We start from the raw sequence: 17473 nt of genomic DNA on the forward strand, positions 1-17473 counted from the left end.
ATTGTATAATGTAATAGGTGTTCGCTTTAAAAAAGCGGGTAAAATATATTATTTTGATCCAGGTGAATTAGGGATTGAAAAAGATGATTACGTCATTGTGGAAACAGCCAGAGGCGTAGAATACGGCAAAGTGGTAGTGCCGACAAAAAACGTTGGAGAAAACGACGTGGTCTTGCCTTTGAAACAGGTTGTAAGAGTAGCGACTGAGCGTGATCGCCAACAGGTGGAAGAAAACCGGCTAGAAGCAAGCCGTGCTTTTGAACTAGGCACCGACAAAATCGAAGAGCATCGATTGGATATGAAGCTAGTGGATGTGGAATACACCTTTGATCGCAATAAAGTCATTTTTTACTTTACAGCAGAAGGTCGTGTAGATTTCCGGAACTTAGTTAAAGATTTGGCGTCCATTTTCCGTACACGCATCGAACTTCGCCAAATCGGCGTTCGCGATGAAGCGAAAATGTTAGGCGGCATCGGTCCTTGTGGTCGGATGCTCTGTTGTTCGACATTTTTAGGCGATTTTGAGCCGGTCTCGATCAAAATGGCGAAAGACCAAAACCTGTCGCTGAATCCTTCGAAAATCTCAGGCTTATGTGGCCGTTTGATGTGCTGCCTAAAATATGAGAATGACGAATATGAAACAGCGAAAAAGGAAATGCCGGACGTTGGAACACGGGTAACGACACCTGACGGCGATGGCCGTGTTGTAGGCATGAATATTCTGGAGCGAGTGTTAAAAGTTCGCTTATCTGAGCAGGAACAGACACTTGAATATACATTAGATGAGATAATGAGCCAAGGAACGAGAGCGTGAGGTGGTTTAGGTGAAGGAAAAGAATTTTTTGGACACGGTCATGGAATTTGAGCAGCAGCTCCAATCCATGCAGGAACAATTCAGCGAATTAAAAGCGGTTGTAGCTCGGACGATGGAAGAACATCATGCACTGCAATTGGAAAATCATCATCTGCGTGCACGTCTGGATGAATTTCATAAAGCAGTGCCGGAAGTGGCGGCTGTGGATCCTGTGAAATTGAAAAAAGCCGTGATGGATATCGGTGAAGGCTACGATAACTTAGCGCGTTTGTATCATGAAGGCTACCATGTCTGCAATGTGCATTTCGGCAGTTCCCGAAAAGGCGACGATTGCCTGTTTTGTTTGTCATTCTTGAATAAGCAAAATTAAAAAGAACGTATTATCCGAATTTTAAAGAGAAAGGCTTCTGACACTCCGTGTGTCGGCAGCCTTTTGTTATGCAAGGAGTTGAATAGATGTTACTGGATGATGAAAGACTTGATTATTTGTTAGCAGAAGACTTACGGATTATTCAAAGTCCGTCGGTGTTTTCATTTTCGTTAGACGCGGTTTTACTGGCGCGTTTTGCTTATGTTCCATTAAAACGAGGCACAATTGTAGATTTATGTACAGGCAATGGAGCAATTCCGTTGTTTCTGAGTGCCCGTACAGAATCTCGTATTATTGGTGTGGAACTGCAGGAGCGGCTCGCTCACATGGCGCGTCGCAGTGTCGCTTACAACGAGTTAGAAGGTCAGATTGATATTATTGAAGGCGACGTTAAAGATATGCCAAAACAATTAGGGTTTGAAAAATACGATGTCGTGACATGTAACCCTCCTTATTTTCCAGCACATGAATTGAGTGATAAAAACATCAGTGAGCATATGGCAATTGCACGGCACGAACTGCACCTAACATTAGATGAAGCCGTTTTATCAGCGAGTCAATTGCTGAAGCAAGGCGGAAAAGTAGCGTTTGTTCACCGTTCAGGGCGCCTGATCGATTTGATTGCTGCGATGCGCGCAAACCGATTGGAACCGAAACGGATTCGTCTGGTTTATCCGAAAGCTGGAAAAGAAGCCAATACGCTATTGATTGAAGGCATCAAAGACGGTAAACCTGATTTAAAGATCTTGCCGCCGTTGATTGTCTACGGCGACAACGGGGAATATACCGAAGAAGTGCGTGAGTTATTATATGGCAACCAGTGACCATTATTTTTATGTTCTGGAATGCGCCGATCAGTCCTACTATGCGGGGTACACCAACGACCTTGAAAAGCGGCTGGCTGCTCACAACGCCGGAAAAGGCGCAAAATACACACGCGCCAAAGGGCCGTCAAAGCTCATTCATCACGAATGCTATGACACGAAACCGGCAGCGATGAAAGCGGAATACACCTTTAAGCAGTTAACGAAGGCTCAAAAAATCCGCTATATTGCTGAAGGAAGGGAGAACGGCAAATGAAATCTCAAAAAAGTTTTCAACATAAGCAAGCCACCCTGTATCTGGTGGCAACGCCTATTGGCAATCTGGAAGATATGACGATACGCGCTTTACGCATCCTAAAAGAAGTGGATATTATTGCAGCGGAAGATACACGCAACACGAAAAACCTCTGCAATTATTTTGATATCCAGACCAAATTGGTCAGTTACCATGAACACAATCAAGAAAGCGGAGGTTTTAAGATTCTGTCGTACCTGGGAGACGGCAAGTCAGTTGCTTTGGTCAGCGATGCCGGTATGCCGTGTATTTCTGATCCTGGAGAAGACATCGTCAAACGGGCTGTTGCCGAGGGCTATCCTGTTGTGCCGATACCTGGAGCCAACGCGGCACTCAGTGCGCTGATCGCATCGGGAATTTCACCGCAGCCTTTTTTGTTTTACGGATTCCTATCGCGCAATAAAAAAGACCGACAGACAGAGCTGGAGCTCCTGAGCCAGAAAGAAGAGACCCTTATCTTTTACGAAGCGCCCCACCGGCTTAAGGAAAGCTTAAAAAGCATTCAAAAAGCGGTAGGGGATGAACGGAAAATCACGTTGGCGCGGGAAGTGACAAAAAAATTCGAAGAGTTTCTGAGAGGGACGGTTGCAGAAGTGGCAGCGTGGACTGAAGAAAACGAAATCCGTGGAGAATTTTGTCTGGTACTAGAAGGAAATGCTAATCCAGAACCTGAGGAAAACGTGAAATGGTGGGAAAACTTGTCCATCGAAGACCACGTAGACCAACTGATGGAAACCAAAAACCTGACGTCAAAGGAAGCCATCAAAGAAGCGGCCATCGAACGCCAGTTGTCCAAGCGAGAAGTTTACCAAGCCTACCATACCTAAGAAAAGCGGAAGTGCCTGCTTAGCTCTGACATCCCGAAGAGCTAGGCACTGGAGTCTGGACAATGAAGAAAAGTGGAACTAGGCACTACAACTGGAGACCAGGGTGGCTTATGACCCTAGAATCTGGGCAATGAAGTCTAAATAATGAAAAAAGCGGAAATGCCCGTGTAGATTCAACAAAAGCTGAAACACTAGGGTTCTTGAGCATTGAAAAAACCAGGACGCATTAGCGTCCTGGTTTTTATCTTACTTCTTTAAGTTGTTTTGGATCTCTTTTACCAGCATTTCTGCGCCTTCAGTACTTAAGATCAATTTTCCGCCAACCAATTGCATGTTGTCGTCTGATACTTCGCCTGTAACTGCACAAGTCATGTTAGGTAAATACTTTTTCAAAATAATTTTGTCGTCATCTACATAGATTTCCAGTGCGTCTTTCTCTGCGATTCCTAAAGTACGGCGCAATTCAATCGGAATTACCACACGTCCTAATTCATCCACTTTCCGAACAATACCCGTCGATTTCATAATAATAGTCCCCCTTTTATTTTATCGGATGCATTCGCCAAAATTCGACATTTACCACTTCCTGTCATAAATCATACCAACTACTGTCAATTTGGTCAATAATAAACTATCGAAATCATAATGAAATTTTATATCTTGTCCTAATTTCCTTTGATTTTAGGCTAAGAGCGCCATGAATTTGACAAAGTTGTACGATAAGTAAAAAAATCACTGTGGAACTGGCTAGATAATGCCGAATTGAAAGATTGTACAAAATAGTGGACTTCGTTAAAATAAGAACTATACCAAAAAACTGGAGGAATTTTTCGTGACTGCTAACAAAGAGACCTTTTATTTAACCACACCGATTTATTACCCAAGCGGAAAATTCCATATTGGAACTGCCTATACAACAGTAGCTTCTGATGCAATGGTCCGCTACAAGCGTTTACGCGGATTTGATGTCCGGTTTTTAACTGGAATGGACGAGCACGGCCAAAAAATTGAAGAAAAAGCAACCGAAGCGGGCAAAGCGCCGCAAGAGTTTGTGGATGAGATGGCTGAAGCTGCAAAACACGTTTGGTCGGTTATGGACATCACATATGACGACTTTATTCGGACTACAGAAAAACGCCATAAAGAAGGTGTCGAACGAATTTTTAAAACCTTCCTCGACAATGGCGATATTTATAAAGGCGAATACGAGGGCTGGTATTGCACGCCTTGCGAATCGTTCTTTACGGAAAACCAATTGGAAAATGGCAATTGTCCAGATTGTGGACGCCCAGTTCATAAAGTAAAAGAAGAGTCGTATTTCTTCAATATGAAAAAATACTCAGCTCGTCTTCTGGAATACTATGAAAATAATGTCGAATTTATTGAACCGGAATCGCGTAAAAATGAAATGATCAATAATTTCATTAAACCTGGACTGGAGGATTTATCTGTTTCACGAACTTCTTTTGACTGGGGTATTCCGGTTCCTGGAGATCCGAAGCACGTGATTTACGTATGGGTGGATGCTTTGTCGAATTACATCACTTCACTTGGCTATGGTTCAGACGATGAAAGTTTGTTCAATAAATACTGGCCAGCTGATGTTCATGTGGTCGGCAAAGACATCGTCCGGTTCCACACAATCTATTGGCCGATTTTTCTGATGGCCTTAGATCTGCCGCTGCCGAAGAAAGTATTCGCTCATGGTTTCATCATGATGAAAGATGGCAAAATGTCGAAATCCAAAGGCAATGTCGTTTATCCGGAAATGCTCGTTGAGCGCTACGGCTTGGATGCTACACGGTACTTCCTGTTGCGCGAGTTACCGTTCGGTTCTGATGGAGTCTTTTCACCTGAATCGTTTGTCGAACGGACTAATTTCGATTTAGCGAATGATCTTGGAAACTTATTGAACCGTACGGTGTCGATGATCAATAAATACTTTGATGGTGCTGTACCTCAGATTAACGGGCTGCAGACGGAATTTGATGGACCGCTTCAACGCGTAGCTGCGCAGACAGTGAAAGTCTATGAGCAGCATATGGAGAGAATGCAATTTAGCATTGTCTTAAGCGAAGTATGGGCATTGATTTCCAGAACCAATAAATACATTGATGAAACACAGCCTTGGGTGTTGGCGAAAGATGAAGCAGCGAAAGAGCAATTAGCTTCTGTTATGGCCCATCTGGCGGAAAGCCTTCGCATGACCGCGGTTATGCTACAGCCATTCTTGCCGAATGCTCCCAAACAGATTATTGAACAACTTGGTTTGACAGAAGACTTCCTGACTTGGGATACTTTGCAGAACTTCAGCCAAATTCCTGCTGGCACTCAAGTAGTGTCTAAAGGAACGCCCATCTTCCCGCGTCTTGAAGTAGAACCGGAAGTAGCGTATATCCGTGATCAGATGCGCGGAACTGCGGCACCGGCTGCAGAAGAGCCGACAGTTGTGGAAGTTCCGGATCTGCCAGAAATTGCGATTGAGGATTTTACGAAAGTGGATTTACGGGTAGCAACAGTCACAGACTGTGAAGCTGTTCCTAAAACATCAAAACTGTTGAAACTTCAGCTCGACATGGGCTATGAGCAGCGGCAAGTCGTGTCCGGTATTGCGGAACATTACAAACCGGCTGAACTGGTCGGCAAAAAAGTTGTCGTTGTGGCGAACTTAAAGCCTGTGAAACTGCGAGGCGAGCTGTCTCAGGGTATGATTCTGGCTGGTGAAAATGATGGTTATTTAACTTTAGCATCGGTTGCTGAAAAACTTCCGAATGGATCAAAAATCAAATAAATCTACTGAAAAAGACCTGTTTTGACCCACTTTAAAAAGTGGGTCTTTTTTTTGTTTTACTAGGTTTTATTAACCAGTATTGCAAGGAAATGAATGGTTTTGACATTGAATTAACATGTTTTGTTACCCAATTGTAATGTTGTTGTGAAGAAAGATACAGATGGAACCATTAGAATAAAGCTTAATGTGAGGAGAATGATTGATGTTTATCGATACCCATGTACATTTAAATGCAGATCAATATGATGAGGACCTTGTAGAAGTCATTGAGCGTGCACGAGAAAACCAAGTGGAGAAAATGGTAGTCATCGGCTTCGACCGAAAAACGATTGAACGAGCCATAGAGTTGGCCGAAACCTATGAATTCATCTTCGCAGTAGTTGGTTGGCATCCAGTTGACGCCATCGATTGTACTGAAGAAGATCTGAAATGGATTGAAGAGCTGTCAGCTCATCCGAAAGTGGTCGGAATCGGGGAAACCGGGTTGGATTACCACTGGGACAAGTCGCCAAAAGAGGTGCAGCAGGAAGTTTTCCGCAAACAGATCCGATTGGCTAAAAAGGTGAAGTTGCCGATTATCATCCATAATCGGGAAGCCACTGAAGATATTCTGAAAATCCTGAAAGAAGAAAATGCACAAGAAATTGGCGGTGTTATGCATTGCTTCAGCGGTAGCGTAGAAACGGCCCGCGAAAGTATAGAAATGAACTTCATGATTTCTCTTGGAGGCCCGGTAACATTCAAAAATGCCAAAAAGCCGAAAGAAGTCGCCGAATTGATTTCACTCGATTACCTGATGATTGAAACAGATGCCCCTTATTTAGCCCCTCACCCATATCGGGGAAAACGAAATGAACCATCTTATGTACCATTGGTTGCGGAAGAGATTGCGCGATTGAAAGGGATTTCAGTAGAAGAAGTCGCAAAAGCGACCACTCAGAACGCTGAAAAGTTTTACAAGCTTTCTCAAAAAAAGGGAAATTAAGAAATTCGTATCCGTTTACAGGTCAAACATGAGCCCATATAATCACTCGAGAAAAAAGGAGGAGTTATTTTTGTCAAACGAAGTAAACATTACCAAATCATCAAAATTATTCAAAGGTAAATCATTAGCGGTAACAATTGCAACTGTATTGTTGTTCGCAGCGGTTTTAACTTTTGCTATATATGAGGGAACAAAAAACACAGTAACTGTAACAGCAAACGGTGAAAAAGAAGAAGTAAGGACACATGCGGAAACAGTAGGTGCCTTTTTAAAGGAACAGGACATCAAACCTGGAGAACACGATTTCGTAAGTCATTCAACAGAAACAGCAATTAATGAAGATATGGCTCTTGAGTGGGATGCAGCAGAACAATATGCGGTAACAGTTGATGGAAAAGCGACTTCAGCTTGGACAACTGGAAATACCGTGTCAGAGATTTTAGAAACAGCAAATATTGAACTTACAAAATACGATAAAGTATCACCAGCATTAGAAGATCAGGTAGATGAAGAAACTACAATTTCGGTAGAAAAAGCGTACGAAGTTACCATCCAAGATGGTCTTGAAGAAAAGAAAGTACGGTCTACTTCGACTACGGTAGCTGACCTTTTAAAGCAACATAAAGTCTCTTTAGGCAAACTGGACAGAGTAGAAAGCGAAATGGACGAATTGGTCCTTCCGAATTCAGAAGTCAAAGTAGTTCGTGTCGAAAAGGTCACCGATATAGTCGAGGATTCTGTGAAATATGCAGTAGAAACGAAAAAAGACAACTCACTTCTTAAAGGCAGTGAAAAACTTGTTCAAAAAGGCACCAATGGCGTAGTAGAGAAAACCTACGAAGTGGTTAAGGAAAACGGCAAGGAAGTAAAGCGTGACCTTAAAAACGAAAAAGTCGTAAAAGAGCCTACTAAACAAGTAACAGCGGTAGGAACGAAAACTGTTGTAGCCAGCGTTTCGCGGGGCACTCAAGCAAAAGCAGCAGCCCCAGCAGCAAAAGCGGAGCCTGTGAAGCAGGCAGCACCTGCACAGGAAAAACAAAAGGCGGCACCTCAACAGGAAAAAGCAACTGTCAAAACGGCTTCAGTTAAAAAAGCACCAGCAGCACCAGCGAAAGCGGAACCTGTCAAAACAGCACCAGCAGAAAAAGAACCATCAGGCGGCAAAGAATTTTACGTTTCAGCAACAGCCTATACTGCGAGCTGTGCAGGTTGTTCAGGAATTACAGCCACCGGAATCAATTTGCATAGCAATCCAGGTCTTAAAGTAATTGCAGTAGACCCTAACGTCATTCCATTAGGCTCCAAAGTTTGGGTCGAAGGATACGGAAATGCAATTGCAGGCGATACGGGCGGAGCAATTAAAGGCAATAAAATCGATTTATTTATGGCCAATAAATCCGATGCTTTGTCATTCGGACGCAAACAAGTAAAAGTTAGAATCCTTAACTAATCTACCGCATGTTCAGCTACAGGCTTTCCTGGGATATTTCCCGGGAAAGCTTTTTACATGCCCACCCGCGAACGTGTAGAATAAACAAGAAGCCTGAAAAGAGGAATCTTATAAATGAAGATAAATGAAATTATAGTAGTTGAAGGAAAAGACGATACAGTAGCGATTAAGCGTGCAGTTGATGCCGACACGATCGAAACGAACGGTTCAGCGATTACGACAGAGACGTTACAGCGGATTGCTCATGCACAGCAGAAGCGAGGAGTCATTGTTTTTACAGATCCCGATTATCCCGGGCGGCGGATCCGTGCTATTATTGAAGAACATGTGCCTCAGGCCAAGCATGCATTTTTGGCTAAAGAAAAAACGATTGCCAAAAACGGCAAAGGCTTAGGAATCGAGCATGCCCGTGATGAAGACATCCGTGAAGCCTTGCAAGCTGTCTATACGCCGCTGCAAGAAGAACGCGCTGTAGAAATTACCATGGAAGATCTGATTGATGCAGGGCTTGTCGCTCACCCACAAGCCAAGCAGCGTCGCATCCAAATCGGCAATGATCTGCAGATCGGCTATACCAACGGCAAGCAGCTCCAGAAGCGGCTCTATATGTTCGGTATATCCAAAGACCAGTTTATCAAAGCGGTAAAAGCGTTAACTCAGGAGGAAAACCAATGACCAAAGATATAGCCACACCTATCCGAACCCAGCAAATCATGGCAAAATACGATTTGAAGGTAAAAAAAAGCTTAGGACAGAATTTTTTGATCGACCCCAATATTTTACGCAAAATTGTTGGACAGGCCAACTTGACGAAGAAGTCTGCTGCCATTGAAATTGGTCCAGGGATTGGCGCTTTAACAGAACACTTGGCAAGAGAAGCGGGAAAGGTTCTGGCTTTTGAAATCGATCAGCGTTTGTTGCCAGTGCTTGAAGACACACTTTCTCCGTACGATAATATTTCCATCGTGCATGCTGATATCCTTAAAACCGATGTGCAGGCGGCCATCGACAGCGAGTTGGCCGGTTACGATGACATCGTTGTTGTAGCGAATTTGCCTTATTACGTCACAACTCCCATCATTTTAAAGCTGTTGCTGGAAAAACTGCCGATTCGTGGCATGGTCGTCATGCTGCAAAAAGAAGTGGCTGAACGCATTACAGCCAAACCCGGGACAAAGGCCTATGGCTCACTGTCCATCGCCATCCAATACTACACACAGGCTGAAATGGCGTTAACTGTTCCGAAATCGGTTTTCCTGCCCCAGCCAAATGTCGATTCCGCTGTTATCCATATGACCAAACGGGAAGTGCCGGAAGTGAAGGTAATTGACGAGGATTTCTTCTTTACTGTTACGAGAGGGTCGTTCGTCCAGCGAAGAAAAACTATTTTGAACAACCTTCAAGTGGCTATGCCTTTGGGAAAAGAGAAAAAAGAACTCATCTTGAAAGCGCTAGAAGAAGCGGAAGTCGATCCGACTAGGCGCGGAGAGACCTTGACGATCAAGGAATTTGGTCTGTTGGCTGATAAATTATATGCTTATTTCCGATGAAACCGACGTTCTGTTACAATTTCGGCACATATTATTTCGGATTGAAGATATTTCGAATAAATAAATATTGACAGCACTAGATAGTCGCTGATAAAATGATAAATTTACTTGACTATTCCATCATATTATGGTAGAATTTTGTCTATAGTGAGGTGTAGACAAAATGCCCAAAACTTTGGCGGATATTAAAAAGTCGTTAGACCTACATTTAGGAAAACGATTGCTTTTGAAGGCAAACGGAGGTCGCAAGAAAACGGTCGAACGTGCCGGAATCTTGCGCGAGACATATCACTCCGTGTTCGTGATTGAGCTTGATCAAGAAGAGCATGCATTTGAACGCGTGTCTTACAGCTACGCAGACATCTTAACCGAAGCGGTAGAAATTACCGTGTATGAAGGAACTGAAGATGCACTTGTCGTTAAATAATTGAATTATATTTATATGTTACTTCAAAACTTGCTCCTGCTCATTCAAGCGGAAGGCGAGTTTTTTTGTTTCTGTCAGCACATTGCTTTCCATTGCCTGGCGGTATGTTAGAATAGTCTTCATTAGAATATAAAAGGAGGCAGTGGGATGCTCTACGTAAAAGCGCCTGCCAAGATCAACTTAACATTAGATGTTTTGCATAAACGTCCAGATAATTATCACGAAATTGAAATGATCATGACAACGGTGGATTTGTCAGACCGTATTGGACTGATGGGAACGGCCAAAGGCATACATATCCAGTCTGCGGACCGCTTCGTACCGGATGATTCCCGCAACCTCGCTTACCAGGCAGCGCAATTGATCAAAGACACTTTCAATATCAAGACCGGTGTCATCATCTCGCTCGATAAAAAAATTCCGGTTGCCGCAGGATTAGCTGGAGGCAGCAGTGATGCTGCAGCGACACTAAAAGGGTTGAACAAACTTTGGCAATTGAATCTGTCACTTGATGAGCTAGCTGAACTCGGGGCTAAAATTGGATCAGACGTTTCCTTTTGTGTCTACGGTGGCACTGCGTTAGCAAAAGGTCGCGGTGAAATCATCCGGCAATTGCCGACTCCGCCGAATTGCTGGGTCATTCTAGCAAAACCAACAATCGGCGTTTCTACAGCCGACGTCTATGGGGCGTTTGATGTTCGAGCAGCTCAGCATCCGAATACGGATGAAATGATCCAAGCACTCCACGATGGCGATTATGAAGCTATGTGTGATAATTTAGGCAATGCACTCGAAAGTGTCACCTTGAAATTGTATCCGGAAGTTGAACAAATTAAAGAACAGATGAAAAAATTCGGAGCTGACGCTGTATTAATGAGCGGTAGCGGACCAACAGTTTTTGGTTTGGTGCATCAGGAAGCACGCATTCCACGTATATACAATGGCCTACGTGGTTTCTGTTCAGAAGTTTACGCTGTCCGGTTAATCGGCGAACGAGAGCCACTTGCTTAAATACGGATATTTATGGTAAGTTTTCTATAAATCATTCGTGTTTAGGAGAGGGTAGTTTTGAAGTGGAAGCGCAGTGAACGACTTGTAGATATGACGCATTTTTTATTAGAACATCCACATAAATTGATTCCGCTGACTTATTTCTCGGATCTTTACCAATCTGCAAAATCTTCCATCAGTGAAGATTTAGGGATTGTTAAAGAAACGTTCGAAGAAAAAGGAATTGGTTTGTTAATGACCGTTCCGGGAGCAGCGGGTGGCGTTAAATATATTCCTAAGCTCCAAGCTCGTGAAATCAAGGCCATTATGGCGGATCTTATGGAAGAATTGAGCCACTCCGACCGGTTGTTGCCGGGGGGCTACTTATACATGACTGATGTACTGGGCAATCCGGAGATGATGAATCGTGTTGGTAAAGTATTCGCCACTGCGTTTGCCAAAGAAAAAATTGATATCATCATGACGGTTGCTACAAAAGGCATCCCCATCGCCCATGCAATTGCCCGCCATTTGAATGTACCTGTGGTCATTGTCCGCAGAGATAGCAAAGTCACAGAAGGCTCTACAGTCAGCATCAATTATGTCTCGGGGTCTTCTCGACGCATCCAGACGATGGTGCTATCAAAACGCAGCATGAAGAGCGGTCAGCGTGTGCTCATCACCGATGACTTCATGAAAGTCGGCGGCACGATGAATGGCATGAAAAATCTGCTGGAAGAGTTTGAATGCACCTTAGCGGGTGTTGCTGTTCTAGTAGAGTCGGAACATTCGAATGAACGGCTTGTAGAAAAGTACCTGTCACTTGTTAAATTGCATGAAGTCAGTGAAAAAGAGCGCACCATTGCATTAGAAGAAGGAAACTACTTTGAAAATGGAGGAATTTAATATGAATTATGTAGCGACAGACAAAGCGGCAGCCGCCATTGGGCCATACTCACAAGGCGTGGTTTCAGGGGGGATTCTCTACAGTTCAGGTCAAATTCCATTAACAGCGGCAGGAGAATTGGTTGAAGGCACTATCTCCGATCAGGCGCATCAAGTATTTTCAAATCTGAAAGCCGTTCTTGCAGAAGCAGGGTCGTCACTTGACGAAGTTATTAAGACAACGGTATTCATTAAAGATATGAACGATTTTATAGAATTGAACAAGATTTACGCATCTTATTTTGGCAACCACAAACCAGCGCGTTCGACCGTTGAAGTGTCCCGTTTGCCAAAAGACGTAAAAGTGGAAATCGAAGTCATTGCAAAAGTGAATAGCTAAAATCAATTGTTTGAATAAAGGACTGCAGGCCAACTCACCGAAATTGAGTGAGCCTGCAGTTCTTTTGTTAGAGTTCATGTCTGAAGAACCGCTTTAAGCGGATGCTTCCGTAAGGCTCGCGCCGAACTGACTCGGGTTTGATGCCTGAATGGATTTCGCCACTCTGCTTGTGTCTACAGGAGTCTCCGTATCCTTCCCTTTCTTTTAAGCGTCTCATGGGATAAATAAGACAGGTGAAGGCCTAAAGATGAGCTTCGAGGAAGCGGCTTGTTGTTTGCCCTCCCGTAGAAAAGCGGAACCGGTTTACGGAATATCGCAACAAAAATAGCACCGATTGAAAGCAATCAGTTCGACCTATGTAGCTCTTTATTGCAAGCGCGTTTTTTTTCGTAATTTCCTTTTCTTTATTGTATTGAGCAAATTTTCTAATAAGTTTTGTGGATTATGAAGGAGAATAGTTCTTTCTAGCGAATACCCATAATTAGGGTTTAAAAATAGCAACTGAGAAAAGGGGGAAGATGAGAGAATGGAAGTAACAGATGTGAGATTGCGACGTGTACAAACTGATGGCCGAATGAGAGCAATCGCTTCTATCACGCTGGATAACGAATTTGTTATCCATGATATTCGTGTGATTGATGGAAATGAAGGCTTGTTTGTTGCGATGCCAAGCAAAAGAACACCGGATGGTGAATTTCGGGATATTGCACATCCAATCAATTCAAATGCACGCACCAAGCTTCAAGAAGCTGTCTTAACTGCATATGAGCAAAGTGAAAGCGAATCGGTATTAGAAAATGCCGGCGTTTAATGGAGCTGAAACGAGGAGCCTTCTATATTAAATAGGCTCTTTTTTTATTTGCCTTTTTTGTCATGTTATTGTCATGCCTTGAAACCTTGAAAAATCAAGGTTTTTCCGCTATAGTCAATAAGGAAAAGTGAATTTTTTTAGTTGACATAACCAGTTTGAAAACTGGATTTCACAAGCGACATAAAAAATGGTCGATAAGATTGGCGAAATAGACTTCTTATCAGCTGAGGAGTGGAGGGACAGGGAATGGCAAATACATATGCAGTAATTTTAGCAGCTGGCCAGGGTACTCGCATGAAGTCAAAATTGTATAAGGTACTTCATCCGGTTTGCGGCATGCCGATGGTTGAGCATGTCACGGGAAATATCGAGAAGCTCGGTGTTGAAAAAATCGTTACGGTTGTTGGTCATGGTGCTGAAAAAGTCCAACAGCAGCTTGGTGAAAAAAGTGAATACGCACTGCAGGCAGAACAACTGGGGACAGCTCACGCAGTACAGCAGACTGCTTCATTGATTGAAGGGCTAGCTGGAACAACTTTGGTGGTTTGCGGCGATACACCGTTGATTCGCCCTGAGACGATGCAGGCATTGCTTGATCAGCACGCTGAAACTGGGGCAAAAGCAACAATTCTGACGGCATTGGCCGATAATCCGACAGGCTATGGTCGAATTCTTCGCAATAACGCTGGCATCGTTGAAAAGATTGTCGAGCAAAAGGACGCCTCTCCAACAGAGCAGCAAGTAAAGGAAATCAATACCGGTACGTATTGCTTTGATAACGAAGCGTTATTTGAGGCGTTGAAATTAGTTTCTAATGACAACGTTCAAGGTGAATATTATTTGCCTGATGTTGTTGAAATTCTTCAAAAGCAAGGCGAAATCGTAGCCGCTTATGCAACAGACAGTTTTGATGAAACATTGGGCGTAAATGACCGCGTGGCATTGAGCCAAGCCGAAAGCACGATGCGCAAACGGATTGCTGAAAAGCATATGAGAGCGGGAGTTTCGATCATCGATCCCGCGACTGCCTATATTAGTGCAAAAGCTGAAATCGGAGCGGATACCATTATTCATCCGAATGTGACAATTGATGGCGATACGAAAATTGGAGAAGACTGCATCATTTCTTCCAACAGCCACATCGTCAACAGCGTGATTGGGGACCGCACGGCAATCCGCAGTTCGGAAATCCATAACAGCAGCATCGGAACGGATACAGCTGTTGGACCATTTGCACATATCCGCCCGGAAACTGTGTTGGGAAATGACGTGAAAATCGGCAACTTTGTCGAAGTGAAAAAGTCGGAAGTTGGAAACGACACTAAAGTTTCCCACTTGAGCTATATTGGCGATGCTCATGTTGGTTCGGGTGTCAATATCGGCTGTGGTACCATAACGGTCAATTACGATGGCAAAAATAAATTTCAGACCATCATTGAAGACGATACTTTTATTGGCTGCAACTCGAATCTGATTGCACCGGTCACGGTAGGCAAAGGGTCTTATGTAGCAGCAGGCTCAACGATTTCAAAAGATGTACCTGAGAATTCATTGGCGATTGCACGCGCGCGCCAGGAAAATAAAGAAGGCTATGCAAGCAAATTAAACGGGAAAAAATAGGAGGGTTTACACCTAATGGGCTATCAAAATGCAAACTCGAAATTGAAAATCTTTTCATTGAATTCGAACCAGGAGCTAGCTGAGGAAATTTCGGAACACGCAGGCATTCCGCTTGGAAAAAGTTCGGTTACACATTTCAGCGATGGTGAAATCCAGATTAATATTGAAGAAAGTATTCGCGGCTATGATGTGTTTATCGTGCAATCGACTTCTCAGCCAGTTAACGAGAACTTGATGGAGCTATTGATCATGATTGATGCCGTTAAACGTGCTTCTGCTCGTACAGTCAATGTGGTGATTCCTTATTACGGTTACGCGCGACAAGATCGCAAAGCCCGTTCACGTGAGCCGATTACAGCGAAATTAGTAGCGAATCTTTTGGAAACTGCTGGTGCAACACGTGTAATCGTTCTGGATCTGCATGCTCCTCAAATTCAAGGATTCTTTGATATTTTGATTGACCACCTGGTAGCTGTACCTCTGCTTTCCGACTATTTCCTGAATGAAAGCGGTATTGATCTTGAAAATGTCATCATCGTTTCGCCGGATCATGGTGGAGTTACACGTGCCCGCAAAATGGCAGACCGCCTAAAAGCGCCGATTGCGATCATTGACAAACGCCGCCCTCGTCCGAACGTAGCAGAAGTTATGAATATCGTCGGTAATGTGGAAGGCAAAACAGCCATCATTATCGATGACATCATTGATACAGCCGGGACAATTTCAATCGCTGCCAGCGCATTGATCGAAAGCGGCGCGAAAGAAGTCTATGCATGCTGTACACACCCTGTTTTGTCAGGTCCTGCTGTACAACGTATCAACGACTCAGTGATCAAGGAATTGATCATTACCAACTCGATTGCCTTACCAGAAGAAAAGAAATCTCCTAAGATCAAGCAATTGTCTGTAGCACGGTTATTAGCTGAAACAATCGTCCGTGTTCATGAGCAAAAATCTGTCAGCACTCTTTTTGATTGATCATCGGGCAGACCTTTCTACAATCTAGGTTTCATTTATGCAAGAAAAGGGTATATAATGGTTATGTACCTATCGTGATTATGTACTTTTAATATAACTGGAGGCTGAAAGTAATGACTGTAAAAATGACAGCAAAAAAAAGGGAAAGCAGCAACAAGAATTCTGCGTTAACTGAGCTTCGCTCAAATGGAAATGTGCCAGGAGTAGTTTACGGTTTTAAAACTGAAACGACACCGGTAACAGTATCTGAAATTGATTTGATTAAAACCCTGCGTGAATCTGGACGTAACGGCGTAATCAGCCTTGAACTTGATGGCAAGACTAAAAATGTTGTTTTGAGCGATTATCAAATGGATGCTTTAAAAGGTAGCTTTAAGCACGTCGACTTTTTAGCAATCAACATGTCTGATGAGCTAGAAGTGGCTGTAACTGTTCACTTAACTGGCGAATCAGTAGGCGAAAAAGAAGGCGGCTTTATCACTCAGCCGAACCGCGAAGTAAATGTTCGCGTGAAACCTTCTGACATTCCAGATGCATTAGAAGTGGACACGACTGAACTGGCGATTGGCGAAACAATCACAGTCGGCGATATTCGCGGAACTGTATCTTATGAAATCTTGGACGAAGACGACTTTATCCTTGTATCTGCAACAGCTCCACGTACACAAGATGAATTGGACGAGCTTGAAACTGTATCTGAAGAAAATGCAGAACCAGAAGTGGTTGGCAGCGAAGATTCTGAAGAAGAAAATAAAGAAGCATAAATACGAATGGGAAATAGGGGCTGTCGAGAGACAGTCCCTATTTTTTTGTTTCAGGATTACTTATGGTAAAATAAAAGGCAGTGAAAAAGCAAAGGAAGATGGGTATGAAACTGATTATCGGCTTGGGAAATCCAGGCAAAGCATATGAAGACACACGGCACAATATCGGCTTTAAAGTGGTCGATTATTTGGCAAGCCAATGGAACGCACCGTTGACACAGTCCAAATTCAAAGGCATGTATTCCATTAGCCATCGTCCTGAAGGCAAAGTGATGCTGTTAAAGCCGTTGACTTACATGAATTTGTCTGGCGAGACTGTCAGTGCGCTGATGGATTACTACGGCATCGAGTTGAAAGACATCATTGTAATATACGATGATCTGGATTTACCGGCTGGCCAGTTGCGGTTGCGCCAAAAAGGCAGTGCCGGTGGTCATAATGGCATCAAGTCACTGATCCAGCATTTAGGAACCCAAGAATTCAATCGTTTGCGCATCGGCATCAGCCGTCCGCCGGCAGGCATGAAAGTACCTGATTACGTGTTGCAGCGCTTTTCAAAAGAGGAGATTCCGGAAGTAGCGGATGCCATCAAAAAAAGTGCAGCAGCTTGTGAAACCTGGCTGTTCAAACCATATCTCGAAGTAATGAATCAATTTAATGGAACATAACCGCTTTGACGCATTCGGCGTTCA

20 protein-coding genes are annotated in these 17473 nt (G+C 43.5%); 19 read left to right on the forward strand and 1 reads right to left on the reverse strand.

Going from position 1 to position 17473, the window contains the following annotated elements; translation table 11 throughout:
* Window position 1: 1 nt before the first annotated feature.
* The 5 genes from BBH88_RS00185 (at window position 2) to rsmI (ending at window position 3130) form a co-directional block, all read left to right on the forward strand.
* Window positions 2-814 carry a PSP1 domain-containing protein gene (locus BBH88_RS00185; protein ID WP_006830742.1) on the forward strand — a complete coding sequence of 271 codons (813 nt, stop codon included), beginning with the start codon at window positions 2-4 and terminating at the stop codon, window positions 812-814.
* A 10-nt stretch (window positions 815-824) separates the two neighbouring features.
* Window positions 825-1184 carry a DNA replication initiation control protein YabA gene (gene yabA / locus BBH88_RS00190; protein ID WP_006830743.1) on the forward strand — a complete coding sequence of 120 codons (360 nt, stop codon included), beginning with the start codon at window positions 825-827 and terminating at the stop codon, window positions 1182-1184.
* A gap of 86 nt (window positions 1185-1270) precedes the next feature.
* Window positions 1271-2008 carry a tRNA1(Val) (adenine(37)-N6)-methyltransferase gene (locus tag BBH88_RS00195; protein WP_006830744.1) on the forward strand — a complete coding sequence of 246 codons (738 nt, stop codon included), beginning with the start codon at window positions 1271-1273 and terminating at the stop codon, window positions 2006-2008.
* Window positions 1995-2264, forward strand: a complete 270-nt coding sequence (locus BBH88_RS00200; protein WP_006830745.1) for a GIY-YIG nuclease family protein — start codon at window positions 1995-1997, stop codon at window positions 2262-2264. Before BBH88_RS00195 ends, BBH88_RS00200 begins: the two co-directional genes overlap by 14 nt.
* Entirely contained in the window at window positions 2261-3130 is an 870-nt protein-coding gene (rsmI, locus tag BBH88_RS00205; protein ID WP_006830746.1) for a 16S rRNA (cytidine(1402)-2'-O)-methyltransferase, read from the forward strand. Before BBH88_RS00200 ends, rsmI begins: the two co-directional genes overlap by 4 nt.
* A 246-nt stretch (window positions 3131-3376) precedes the next feature.
* On the opposite strand, the gene BBH88_RS00210 is transcribed toward rsmI, so the two are convergent.
* Window positions 3377-3655: a transition state genes transcriptional regulator AbrB gene (locus BBH88_RS00210; RefSeq protein ID WP_006830747.1), complete on the reverse strand. Its 279-nt coding sequence runs from the start codon at window positions 3653-3655 to the stop codon at window positions 3377-3379.
* Between the two features lie 307 nt (window positions 3656-3962).
* Between BBH88_RS00210 and metG the strand changes: the two genes are divergently transcribed.
* From metG to pth, 14 genes are all read left to right on the forward strand, one after another.
* Window positions 3963-5921 carry a methionine--tRNA ligase gene (metG, locus tag BBH88_RS00215; protein WP_065536332.1) on the forward strand — a complete coding sequence of 653 codons (1959 nt, stop codon included), beginning with the start codon at window positions 3963-3965 and terminating at the stop codon, window positions 5919-5921.
* 202 nt (window positions 5922-6123) lie between these two features.
* Window positions 6124-6906: a TatD family hydrolase gene (locus tag BBH88_RS00220; protein WP_065536331.1), complete on the forward strand. Its 783-nt coding sequence runs from the start codon at window positions 6124-6126 to the stop codon at window positions 6904-6906.
* A 70-nt stretch (window positions 6907-6976) separates the two neighbouring features.
* Complete coding sequence (locus BBH88_RS00225; RefSeq protein WP_065536330.1) at window positions 6977-8356, forward strand: resuscitation-promoting factor; 1380 nt, start codon at window positions 6977-6979, stop codon at window positions 8354-8356.
* Window positions 8357-8470: 114 nt separating this feature from the next.
* Entirely contained in the window at window positions 8471-9031 is a 561-nt protein-coding gene (gene rnmV, locus BBH88_RS00230) for a ribonuclease M5 (RefSeq protein WP_006830751.1), read from the forward strand.
* Window positions 9028-9906 (forward strand): 16S rRNA (adenine(1518)-N(6)/adenine(1519)-N(6))-dimethyltransferase RsmA, encoded by an 879-nt coding sequence (gene rsmA, locus BBH88_RS00235; protein ID WP_006830752.1) that lies wholly within the window; start codon window positions 9028-9030, stop codon window positions 9904-9906. The genes rnmV and rsmA overlap by 4 nt, the downstream gene beginning before the upstream one ends.
* Before the next feature lie 163 nt (window positions 9907-10069).
* Complete coding sequence (gene veg / locus BBH88_RS00240) at window positions 10070-10333, forward strand: biofilm formation stimulator Veg (RefSeq protein WP_006830753.1); 264 nt, start codon at window positions 10070-10072, stop codon at window positions 10331-10333.
* Between the two features lie 147 nt (window positions 10334-10480).
* Window positions 10481-11344 (forward strand): 4-(cytidine 5'-diphospho)-2-C-methyl-D-erythritol kinase, encoded by an 864-nt coding sequence (ispE, locus tag BBH88_RS00245; protein WP_006830754.1) that lies wholly within the window; start codon window positions 10481-10483, stop codon window positions 11342-11344.
* A gap of 57 nt (window positions 11345-11401) precedes the next feature.
* Window positions 11402-12229, forward strand: coding sequence for a pur operon repressor (gene purR / locus BBH88_RS00250; RefSeq protein ID WP_006830755.1), 828 nt, complete (start codon window positions 11402-11404; stop codon window positions 12227-12229).
* 1 nt (window position 12230) lies between these two features.
* Window positions 12231-12608, forward strand: a complete 378-nt coding sequence (locus tag BBH88_RS00255) for a RidA family protein (RefSeq protein WP_006830756.1) — start codon at window positions 12231-12233, stop codon at window positions 12606-12608.
* Window positions 12609-13134: 526 nt separating this feature from the next.
* On the forward strand, window positions 13135-13419 hold the full coding sequence (gene spoVG, locus BBH88_RS00260; protein ID WP_006830757.1) for a septation regulator SpoVG: 285 nt from the start codon (window positions 13135-13137) through the stop codon (window positions 13417-13419).
* Window positions 13420-13665: 246 nt separating this feature from the next.
* Window positions 13666-15039: a bifunctional UDP-N-acetylglucosamine diphosphorylase/glucosamine-1-phosphate N-acetyltransferase GlmU gene (gene glmU, locus BBH88_RS00265; RefSeq protein ID WP_006830758.1), complete on the forward strand. Its 1374-nt coding sequence runs from the start codon at window positions 13666-13668 to the stop codon at window positions 15037-15039.
* Between the two features lie 15 nt (window positions 15040-15054).
* The gene (locus BBH88_RS00270; RefSeq protein WP_006830759.1) at window positions 15055-16017 is read left to right on the forward strand and encodes a ribose-phosphate diphosphokinase; all 963 of its coding nucleotides are present in this window, start codon (window positions 15055-15057) and stop codon (window positions 16015-16017) included.
* Window positions 16018-16130: 113 nt separating this feature from the next.
* Entirely contained in the window at window positions 16131-16781 is a 651-nt protein-coding gene (locus BBH88_RS00275; protein ID WP_006830760.1) for a 50S ribosomal protein L25/general stress protein Ctc, read from the forward strand.
* 104 nt (window positions 16782-16885) lie between these two features.
* The gene (gene pth, locus BBH88_RS00280; protein WP_006830761.1) at window positions 16886-17449 is read left to right on the forward strand and encodes an aminoacyl-tRNA hydrolase; all 564 of its coding nucleotides are present in this window, start codon (window positions 16886-16888) and stop codon (window positions 17447-17449) included.
* The last annotated feature ends 24 nt before the right edge of the window (window positions 17450-17473 follow it).

The organism is Planococcus antarcticus DSM 14505 (genome assembly GCF_001687565.2).
GTDB classification, from domain to species: domain Bacteria; phylum Bacillota; class Bacilli; order Bacillales_A; family Planococcaceae; genus Planococcus; species Planococcus antarcticus.

Coding starts and splice junctions, on each gene's coding strand:
- BBH88_RS00195 (WP_006830744.1), top strand. CDS start 1,271: ATGTTACTGGATGATGAAAGACTTGATTATTTGTTAGCAGAAGACTTA.
- BBH88_RS00200 (WP_006830745.1), top strand. CDS start 1,995: ATGGCAACCAGTGACCATTATTTTTATGTTCTGGAATGCGCCGATCAG.
- rsmI (WP_006830746.1), top strand. CDS start 2,261: ATGAAATCTCAAAAAAGTTTTCAACATAAGCAAGCCACCCTGTATCTG.
- BBH88_RS00210 (WP_006830747.1), bottom strand. CDS start 3,655: ATGAAATCGACGGGTATTGTTCGGAAAGTGGATGAATTAGGACGTGTG.
- BBH88_RS00220 (WP_065536331.1), top strand. CDS start 6,124: ATGTTTATCGATACCCATGTACATTTAAATGCAGATCAATATGATGAG.
- rnmV (WP_006830751.1), top strand. CDS start 8,471: ATGAAGATAAATGAAATTATAGTAGTTGAAGGAAAAGACGATACAGTA.
- rsmA (WP_006830752.1), top strand. CDS start 9,028: ATGACCAAAGATATAGCCACACCTATCCGAACCCAGCAAATCATGGCA.
- veg (WP_006830753.1), top strand. CDS start 10,070: ATGCCCAAAACTTTGGCGGATATTAAAAAGTCGTTAGACCTACATTTA.
- ispE (WP_006830754.1), top strand. CDS start 10,481: ATGCTCTACGTAAAAGCGCCTGCCAAGATCAACTTAACATTAGATGTT.
- BBH88_RS00255 (WP_006830756.1), top strand. CDS start 12,231: ATGAATTATGTAGCGACAGACAAAGCGGCAGCCGCCATTGGGCCATAC.
- spoVG (WP_006830757.1), top strand. CDS start 13,135: ATGGAAGTAACAGATGTGAGATTGCGACGTGTACAAACTGATGGCCGA.
- glmU (WP_006830758.1), top strand. CDS start 13,666: ATGGCAAATACATATGCAGTAATTTTAGCAGCTGGCCAGGGTACTCGC.
- BBH88_RS00270 (WP_006830759.1), top strand. CDS start 15,055: ATGGGCTATCAAAATGCAAACTCGAAATTGAAAATCTTTTCATTGAAT.
- BBH88_RS00275 (WP_006830760.1), top strand. CDS start 16,131: ATGACTGTAAAAATGACAGCAAAAAAAAGGGAAAGCAGCAACAAGAAT.
- pth (WP_006830761.1), top strand. CDS start 16,886: ATGAAACTGATTATCGGCTTGGGAAATCCAGGCAAAGCATATGAAGAC.